The sequence below is a fragment of the Vibrio sp. D420a genome, assembly GCF_030248625.1.
GTDB lineage: Bacteria > Pseudomonadota > Gammaproteobacteria > Enterobacterales > Vibrionaceae > Vibrio > Vibrio fortis_A.
Genome location: NZ_JAHGAN010000070.1, coordinates 1 through 8,829, shown reverse-complemented (window position 1 = coordinate 8,829; position 8,829 = coordinate 1). Strand labels below are relative to the sequence as shown.

Annotated in this window: 7 protein-coding genes and 2 tRNA genes; 8 read left to right on the top strand and 1 reads right to left on the bottom strand. The window is 46.1% G+C overall.

Annotated features, from left to right (window positions below; genetic code table 11):
* The first annotated feature begins 23 nt into the window (after positions 1 to 23).
* From KI743_RS23610 to KI743_RS23600, 3 genes are all read left to right on the top strand, one after another.
* A tRNA-Leu gene (locus KI743_RS23610) sits at positions 24 to 108 on the top strand.
* Between the two features lie 101 nt (positions 109 to 209).
* Positions 210 to 294: transfer RNA gene (locus tag KI743_RS23605), tRNA-Leu, on the top strand.
* A 154-nt stretch (positions 295 to 448) separates the two neighbouring features.
* A complete protein-coding gene (locus KI743_RS23600) occupies positions 449 to 1,495 on the top strand; it encodes a lactonase family protein (RefSeq protein ID WP_285468502.1) in 1,047 nt (348 codons plus the stop codon).
* 68 nt (positions 1,496 to 1,563) lie between these two features.
* On the opposite strand, the gene KI743_RS23595 is transcribed toward KI743_RS23600, so the two are convergent.
* Positions 1,564 to 2,739, bottom strand: coding sequence for a 2-octaprenyl-3-methyl-6-methoxy-1,4-benzoquinol hydroxylase (locus KI743_RS23595; RefSeq protein ID WP_285468500.1), 1,176 nt, complete (start codon positions 2,737 to 2,739; stop codon positions 1,564 to 1,566).
* Positions 2,740 to 3,074: 335 nt separating this feature from the next.
* Between KI743_RS23595 and miaB the strand changes: the two genes are divergently transcribed.
* The 5 genes from miaB to lnt all read left to right on the top strand — a co-directional run bounded on the left by miaB (position 3,075) and on the right by lnt (position 8,807).
* Positions 3,075 to 4,499 carry a tRNA (N6-isopentenyl adenosine(37)-C2)-methylthiotransferase MiaB gene (gene miaB, locus KI743_RS23590; RefSeq protein WP_150871337.1) on the top strand — a complete coding sequence of 475 codons (1,425 nt, stop codon included), beginning with the start codon at positions 3,075 to 3,077 and terminating at the stop codon, positions 4,497 to 4,499.
* 166 nt (positions 4,500 to 4,665) lie between these two features.
* Positions 4,666 to 5,787 carry a PhoH family protein gene (locus KI743_RS23585; RefSeq protein WP_032551452.1) on the top strand — a complete coding sequence of 374 codons (1,122 nt, stop codon included), beginning with the start codon at positions 4,666 to 4,668 and terminating at the stop codon, positions 5,785 to 5,787.
* Positions 5,788 to 6,249, top strand: a complete 462-nt coding sequence (ybeY, locus tag KI743_RS23580) for an rRNA maturation RNase YbeY (protein ID WP_285468495.1) — start codon at positions 5,788 to 5,790, stop codon at positions 6,247 to 6,249.
* A gap of 120 nt (positions 6,250 to 6,369) precedes the next feature.
* Complete coding sequence (gene corC / locus KI743_RS23575) at positions 6,370 to 7,260, top strand: CNNM family magnesium/cobalt transport protein CorC (RefSeq protein WP_032551450.1); 891 nt, start codon at positions 6,370 to 6,372, stop codon at positions 7,258 to 7,260.
* A 32-nt stretch (positions 7,261 to 7,292) separates the two neighbouring features.
* A complete protein-coding gene (gene lnt / locus KI743_RS23570) occupies positions 7,293 to 8,807 on the top strand; it encodes an apolipoprotein N-acyltransferase (protein WP_285468493.1) in 1,515 nt (504 codons plus the stop codon).
* Positions 8,808 to 8,829: the final 22 nt, after the last annotated feature.

The window sequence follows — 8,829 nt, the reverse complement described above, 5'->3', positions numbered from 1 at the left end:
ATCGGTATGACTACAGAATTTTTGCGGAAGTGGCGGAATTGGTAGACGCACCAGATTTAGGTTCTGGCGCCGCAAGGTGTGAGAGTTCAAGTCTCTCCTTCCGCACCATTATTCTTCTTCGGAAACGAAGAGTGTGTGATTGACACGTGAAACAATCAAATACAACGTTATTGAGATTCACCAATCATCTCTCTAACTAAAAAATTGATGCGGAAGTGGCGGAATTGGTAGACGCACCAGATTTAGGTTCTGGCGCCGCAAGGTGTGAGAGTTCAAGTCTCTCCTTCCGCACCATCATTAGAGACCCAGCTTTTTAGCTGGGTTTTCTTTTATCTGAAATATACAAATCTGCTAACCACATCACCAAGTATTTCCCCTAGATTCAGCACTTAGTTATCTTTTTATAAGACAATGTCGGCTCCACTTTTACATCGAGTATGACAGCGCTATGAGAACTCTCCCTTTAACCATCGGTTGCTACACAGAAGATCCAAATGGAAGCCAAGGTGTATATCAAACTCAGTTAGATCTGGAAACAGGTAAGCTGAACCCTCCACAACTGATCGCAAAGTGCATTAACCCCTCTTTTGTTGTCTCTACAAAGCTGGGCATCTATACCGCATCTGAAATCGACCAACAGTCCCAACCTCAGCTATTTCACGTCTCAGAGACAGATTCAAACGTCCCATCCAACTCTGGGTACATATTGGGGGGTCACCCTTGCCATATCTCGATAGATCCTAACCATAAGTTTGCCATCACCTCTCAATACTCTTCCGGCACATTCGATATTTTTAGTTTGGGTATCAATGGCAACATCGATAAACGAATTAAAACACTAAAAATGTCAGGTTCAGGCCCTAACCAAGATAGGCAAACAGGGCCACATGCTCATCAGTCGCTGTTCTTAACGCACTCGCCACAGTTTGTCACCGTTGATCTTGGTGCCGATCGCATCAACTTCTACTGCTTCGATGAGGAGCAAGAGGAGTTTTTGGAACAGCCAGTGCAATCTATTCAAGTTCCTGCGGGCAATGGGCCTCGTCATATGGTTTTCAATAAGTCTGAAGACAAAGCCTATGCTGTCTGTGAGCTATCTGAAACGATTCTAATGCTAGAGAAGACCGTTGGACGTTGGCATATTGTCGAGGAAATGGATGCGCTTCCTAATACAGAAAAAGGAGAAGCGGCCGCAGCGATCAAGCTATCGCCAGATGAGCAGCATCTTTATGTCTCTTGCCGACATCAATCAAAGATCAGTCACTTTAAACTCGACCCAGTGAATCAAAAGCCGGTTTTCGTAGATAGCTATCGTACTGAAGGCAGCTTCCCTCGTGATTTTCATATTACCGATGATGGAGAGTGGCTAATCACGGCAAATCAACACTCCAACAATCTCACCTCTTTCAAACGCAATAAACTAGACGGCTCTTTAAACTACAGCGGTCATTCTTTGGAAGTAGGTTCGCCGGTTTGTGTAACACAACAAGTATAGTGAGTAGCAGATATCAAAAAGGAGAGCATTGGCTCTCCTTTACTTTTTTAGCTGTACGAGACTATAAACTACAGCCCCAAAGCGTACTTCAATACTTGGTTTTTAATTGGTCCAGAGTTCTCTGCAAGCTTTAATGCGGCATTGCGAACAAACTTAAGTGGGCCAAGATCATTGCTAAACGTTTTGTAGAAGAAGTCCATACCACTCTGCATGATGAGGTTATCCCCTCTTCTTTTAACCTCGTAGCTTCTTGCGACAGAGTCTGTTAACTCACCCTGCTCTTTGGTCAGGCTGATTAGAGCTGCCACATCTTTAAAGCCTAGGTTAACTCCTTGACCAGCCAGAGGATTGATGGTGTGTGCAGAATCTCCGACCAAGATACAGTTGTTCTGAGCGTAACGCTGAGCATGTCGACGGGTTAATGGGAAAGAGCCCGATTGAAGCACTTTAATATCACCCAACTCCGCAGGGAAGTGACTTAACACTTCTGCACGCAGCTTCTCTGGATTCATTGCTGACAATTGCTTAATACGTGACGGCTTGTCGTACCAAACCAAAGAGCCTTGCCCCACTTCCTTACCCTCTTCAGTAAGCGACGCCAAAGGTAAAAAAGAACGAGGGCCACTTGGTAGAAATTGCTGCCAAGTAATGTCTTGCTGAGGAAGCTCCGTTTCGACATTGATCAGCATACAGTGTTGGCGGTAATCCCAAGCCGTGATACCAATTCCCGCTTGCTGACGAACAGCCGAATTCGCGCCGTCTGCACCAACAACCCATTTAGCTGATAGACGCAAGCCCGACTGCAACACCACAGTGTTCGTTTCACCAAACTCAATGGTATCGAGCTTTTCTGGGCATAACAGTTCAATATTGTCATAGCGTTCAAACTGCGCCCACAACCCAAGTTGGATAAGGCGGTTTTCAACGATATAGCCTAGTCGAGGTAACTCTAAAGATGCAGCGTCAAATCGCGTACGGCACTCTGGATGTTCCCAAGTCTCTAAGCGTTTATACGTGCAAACTCGCATATTCTCGATTGCATCCCAAGCACCTAGCGAATCTAACAGATCCACCGAGGCTTGAGAGATCGCAGAGACACGAATGTCCATAGGTTGTGTCTTTTCGAAAGCTTGCGGGGCAAATCCCTCGATCACCGCGACACGCATACCTTGCTGCGCAAATCCGATAGCGGTTGCTGCACCAACCATACCACCGCCGACTACCACAATATCGTAACTGTTCATATTTTGTACTTATCAGTTTGATTCAATGACTGTTTTTGATTGTACGTTTTCACAACTTACTTGTAACCAAAAACCTTAATCTCAAAATGGACAATCCCTTGCTGCGTATAGTGTTTCTCGAAATAACTAACAATCTCAACGAGAATAAAAACCACTACATAAGAGATTTTGCTAGACCACTAGTCAGTCGGTTTTGAAACCAGTACAATACGCCGCTTGCTGTTAGGGTAGAGCTATTTTAGCCATATTTAGAAGCTATAATAGAGACCATAACCGCGGATTAACACTGGGCGATTTGCTCCCTTAAATTAAACTAACGATCGAGCGAACAAAACATGAGTAAGAAACTGCTAATTAAAACTTGGGGCTGCCAGATGAATGAATACGATTCATCAAAAATGGCTGACCTGCTAAATGCCGCAAATGGCTATGAGCTAACAGAAGTACCTGAGGAAGCAGATGTACTACTACTGAATACCTGTTCTATCCGCGAAAAAGCGCAAGAGAAAGTATTCCACCAGCTTGGTCGTTGGAAAACGCTAAAAGACAAAAAAGACGGTGTTGTGATCGGTGTGGGTGGCTGTGTAGCGACTCAAGAAGGCGACCACATTCGTGAGCGTGCGCCATACGTTGACGTAATCTTTGGCCCCCAAACACTGCACCGCCTACCAGAGATGATCAAACAATCTCTGAGCGATGAAGCGCCAGTAATGGACATCTCTTTCCCAGAGATCGAGAAATTTGACCGTCTACCAGAACCACGCGCTGAAGGTGCAACAGCATTCGTTTCTATCATGGAAGGCTGTTCTAAGTACTGTACTTACTGTGTTGTACCTTACACTCGTGGTGAAGAAGTTAGCCGTCCAATGGATGACGTGCTATTTGAAATCGCACAACTTGCAGACCAAGGTGTACGTGAAGTAAACCTACTAGGCCAAAACGTAAACGCGTACCGTGGTCCAACGCACGAAGGCGACATCTGTTCATTTGCAGAGCTACTTCGCCTTGTAGCTTCTATCGATGGTATCGACCGTATCCGTTTCACAACGAGCCACCCACTTGAGTTTACTGACGATATCATCGCTGTATACGAAGATACGCCAGAGCTTGTGAGCTTCCTGCACCTACCAGTACAAAGTGGTAGTGACCGCATCCTAACGATGATGAAGCGCCCTCACACAGCTATCGAATACAAGTCGATCATTCGTAAGCTACGTAAAGCTCGTCCTGATATTCAAATCAGTTCTGACTTTATTGTTGGCTTCCCAGGTGAAACAGCAATGGATCACCAAGCAACGATGAAACTGATCAAAGACGTAGATTTCGATATGAGCTTCAGCTTTATCTTCTCTCCTCGTCCAGGTACACCTGCTGCAGATTACCCATGTGACGTGCCTGAGCAAGAGAAAAAAGAGCGTCTATACGAACTACAACAAGTGGTTAACTCTCAAGCAATGCGCTACTCGCGTCTGATGCTTGATACAGAACAACGCGTTCTTGTGGAAGGTCCGTCTAAGAAGAACCTAATGGAGCTTCGCGCGCGTACTGAAAACAACCGTGTTGTTAACTTCGAAGGCAGTGCAGACCTTATCGGTCAATTCGTTGATGTGAAGATCACTGATGTATTCGCTAACTCTCTACGTGGTGAACTGGTTCGTACAGAAAAAGACATGGACCTACGTACTATCATCTCTCCAACTCAGATGATGGCGAACACCAAACGTGAAGACGAGCTAGGTGTAGCAACATTTACGCCGTAAGCGAAACATCTAGATTCAGCACAAAGCTGAACTACAAAGCTTGAAATTACCTAACTAAGTGACCATCTTAGAAATAGGGAAATCGCCACTAGAAGCCCGGTCCCAATCGGGCTTCTTGCTCTTTGTTTATTGAAAAAGAGTGGGTGGCACAAAATGAGAGGCTAATTTGAGCAATAAAATCGTTACCCTAGAGATCAATCTAGAACCAGCAGATAACCGTCGCCTTGCAAGCCTATGTGGCCCATTCGATGACAACATTAAACACCTCGAACGCCGTTTAGGTGTCGAGATCAACTACCGCAGCAACTTTTTCACTATCGTCGGCAAGCCTCACACGGCTGCAGCTGCGCTTGAGATCGTTAAGCGTCTGTATGTTGAGTCTGCTCCGGTGAAAGGTAATATTCCAGATATCGAACCAGAGCAAATCCATCTGGCGATTAAAGAGTCAGGTGTCTTAGAACAAACAACTGAGTCAAGTATTGAGCACGGCAAAGAAGTGTTCATCAAGACTAAGAAAGGCGTGATTAAGCCACGTACGCCAAACCAAGCGCAATACCTAATGAACATGGTCACTCATGACATCAGCTTTGGTATTGGTCCTGCAGGTACAGGTAAGACTTACCTAGCGGTGGCAGCAGCAGTAGATGCACTTGAGCGCCAAGAAATCCGTCGTATTCTACTAACACGTCCAGCAGTTGAAGCTGGCGAGAAACTCGGCTTTCTTCCAGGTGACTTAAGCCAGAAAGTCGATCCTTACTTGCGTCCTCTTTATGACGCACTGTTCGAGATGCTGGGTTTTGAACGTGTTGAGAAACTGATTGAGCGTAACGTGATTGAGGTTGCACCTCTTGCGTACATGCGTGGTCGTACTCTGAACGATGCCTTCATTATTCTTGATGAAAGCCAGAACACGACTGTTGAACAGATGAAAATGTTCCTGACTCGTATTGGCTTCAACTCGCGAGCGGTAATCACGGGTGATATCACCCAAATCGATTTACCTCGTGGTGCGAAGTCTGGTCTACGTCATGCAACAGAAGTACTGAGCGAAGTCGATGACATCAGCTTTAACTTCTTCATGTCTGAAGACGTGGTTCGTCACCCAGTTGTTGCTCGTATCGTTAACGCGTATGAGAAATGGGAAGCGAAAGACCAAAAAGAGCGTAAAGAGTTTGAACGTCGTAAGCGTGAAGAGCGTGAGGCCAAACTGCTTGAGGCTCAACAGCCAGCTGAGAAACAATTAGCAACACAAAATAGCTCTGTCGTTGCAGAACAAGGTGATAAATAGATGTCTATTGAACTAGACCTGCAATTAGCAGTCGAAGATGAACAAGGCTTACCGACTGAGCAAGACATTCAGCAATGGTTGGATAAAACCATTCCACAATTCCAAGAGAATGCGGAACTGACCATTCGTATCGTTGATACGGAAGAGAGCCACCAGCTGAATCATGAGTATCGCGGAAAAGACAAGCCAACCAATGTGTTGTCTTTCCCGTTCGAGGCGCCTCCGGGCATTGAGCTCGATCTTTTAGGTGATCTCATCATTTGTCGCCAAGTGGTAGAAAAAGAAGCAGCAGAGCAAAACAAGCCTCTGTTAGCACACTGGGCTCATATGGTTGTACATGGCAGTCTGCATCTGCTAGGTTATGATCATATCGAAGATGATGAAGCTGAAGAGATGGAGTCACTCGAGACAGAAATCATGCAAGCTATGGGGTACGAAGACCCTTACATCCTAGAAAAGTAAACCGATTCTAGGAAGATAGATTGCAGAGAAACAGCAGCTCCACGAACCTTGAAACACTATTGGTATCTGAGTTGTTATGTGTGCTATCACACTTCTGATAGCGTTATTTTTTGAGAAATCATGAACGAAGGTAACCCCCCCACTTCTGAGGGAAGTAAAAAATCTGAAGGTCCGAGTAGAAAGTCCTTCTTTGAACGCCTAGGCCAACTATTTCAAGGCGAGGTAAAAGACCGCCAAGAGCTCGTAGATGTAATCCGCGACTCTGAAATTAATGACCTAATTGACCATGACACTCGCGACATGCTTGAGGGTGTAATGGAAATCTCTGAGATGCGCGTGCGTGACATCATGCTACCGCGTTCTCAAATGGTCACAGTTGAACGCACCGATGACTTAGATACATTGATTGCGTTGATTACTGATGCTCAACACTCTCGCTACCCAGTGATCAGTGAAGATAAAGACCATGTAGAGGGCATTCTTTTAGCGAAGGACCTACTTAAGTATTTGGGCTCAGACAGCGCCCCATTCGACATTGAGCAAGTGATTCGCCCTGCGGTTGTTGTTCCAGAAAGTAAGCGTGTTGACCGCCTACTCAAGGAGTTCCGTGAAGAGCGTTACCACATGTCTATCGTTGTCGATGAGTTCGGCGGTGTATCGGGTCTTGTAACCATTGAAGATATCCTCGAAGAAATCGTTGGTGAAATTGAAGACGAGTTCGACGATGAAGAAGAGTTAGACATTCGTAAGCTGAGCAAGCATACCTTCTCAGTAAAAGCTTTAACCACTATTGAAGAGTTCAATGACACATTTGGAACCAGCTTTAGTGACGACGAAGTAGATACTGTTGGTGGTATGGTGATGACAGCCTTTGGGCACCTGCCGACTCGCGGTGAAATTGTAGAAATTGAAAACTACCATTTCAAAGTGACCTCTGCAGATAACCGCCGTGTGATTCAATTACAGGTGACTATCCCAGACGAGCAACCTCTTCCAACTATCGAAGAATAACAACTTCTCTCTAAAGAGATGACATAATTTAGATGACTAAACCATTTATTCATCGCCTACTACGGCCGCTTGCGGCCGTTTTTGTTGGCGCTATCACAACCCTTGCGTTCGCTCCCTACTCCTTCTGGCCTATCGCCATTCTCAGCCCAGCTATTCTGTTAATCCTATTGCACAAGCAAAGCACCAAGAGTGCACTGTGGACAGGTTACGCGTGGGGCTTTGGTCAGTTTGCTACTGGCATCAGCTGGGTCTACGTCAGTATTGACGGGTTTGGAGGCATGCCACTAGCCGCTAACCTATTCCTAATGGGCTTGCTTATTGGATACCTCGCCATTTATACGGGTCTATTCGCGTGGGTACTCAACCGCTTCTTCCCTAACAATAACCTCACTCGCTTTTTCCTTGCTGCACCTGCCTTATGGTTAGTGACAGATTGGCTGCGCGGCTGGGTTATGACAGGTTTCCCGTGGTTATGGCTTGGCTATAGCCAAATAGAGTCTCCTTTTGGCTCATTTGCACCGATTGGTGGTGTGGAACTGATTACCCTAGCCGTTATCGTTTCGGCGAGTGCACTGGCTTATACGGCGATTAATCGAGCCTGGAGCGTGGGGTTGATTCCTGTGGTTTTATTGAGTGCAGGTTTTGGCATTCGAAACATTGACTGGGTGACACCGAATCCAGACAAAACCACATCAGTCGTACTCATTCAGGGGAACGTCGACCAAGACTTAAAATGGTTACCAAGCCAGCGTTGGCCGACCATGATGAAGTACACAGACATGAGCCGTGATAACTGGGGTGCAGATATCATCATCTGGCCAGAAGCCGCAATCCCAGCATTTGAGGTTGAGATACCATCCTTCCTTCGCAACCTTGATAGCGCGGCGAAGATGAATAACAGCTCGATCATCACTGGTGTGCTCAATCAATCGGAAGACAAAAAGTACTACAACAGTATTCTCTCTCTTGGGGTAAATCCATATGGGGAGTACAGCTACGACCCAAGTGAGCGCTACCACAAACACCACCTACTTCCGTTTGGTGAGTTTGTGCCGTTTGAAGACATCTTGCGTCCACTGGCGCCGTTCTTCAACTTGCCAATGTCGTCGTTTAGTCGCGGTGATTTCATTCAGCCAAACATCGCGGCGAATGGCCGCCACCTAGCACCTGCACTGTGTTACGAAATCATCTTCAATGATCAGGTTCGTCAGAACGTGACCGAAGAGACAGACTTCATTTTAACGCTCTCTAACGATGCGTGGTTTGGCAGTTCAATTGGTCCACTTCAGCATATGGAGATCGCGCAAATGCGTGCTCTAGAGCTTGGTAAGCCAGTTATTCGCTCGACTAATAACGGTGTGACGGCGGTAACTGACCACAAAGGCAAAATCGTTGAGCAAGTGCCTCAGTTCGAGACAGCAGTGTTAAAGGCTGAGCTTATCTCTACCGATGGTCAAACACCTTATCGTATTGTAGGCACGTGGCCACTTTACGTTTGGGTGCTATTGAGTTTAGTAATCGGCTGGCGTTTGAGAGAGAAAAGCTAGGGTCGAGATTCGAGATTCGAGA

What these genes read in the sequence shown, in the direction of transcription:
- miaB (WP_150871337.1), top strand. Translation starts at nt 3,075, where the DNA reads ATGAGTAAGAAACTGCTAATTAAAACTTGGGGCTGCCAGATGAATGAA.
- corC (WP_032551450.1), top strand. Translation starts at nt 6,370, where the DNA reads ATGAACGAAGGTAACCCCCCCACTTCTGAGGGAAGTAAAAAATCTGAA.
- KI743_RS23600 (WP_285468502.1), top strand. Translation starts at nt 449, where the DNA reads ATGAGAACTCTCCCTTTAACCATCGGTTGCTACACAGAAGATCCAAAT.
- ybeY (WP_285468495.1), top strand. Translation starts at nt 5,788, where the DNA reads ATGTCTATTGAACTAGACCTGCAATTAGCAGTCGAAGATGAACAAGGC.
- KI743_RS23595 (WP_285468500.1), bottom strand. Translation starts at nt 2,739, where the DNA reads ATGAACAGTTACGATATTGTGGTAGTCGGCGGTGGTATGGTTGGTGCA.
- lnt (WP_285468493.1), top strand. Translation starts at nt 7,293, where the DNA reads ATGACTAAACCATTTATTCATCGCCTACTACGGCCGCTTGCGGCCGTT.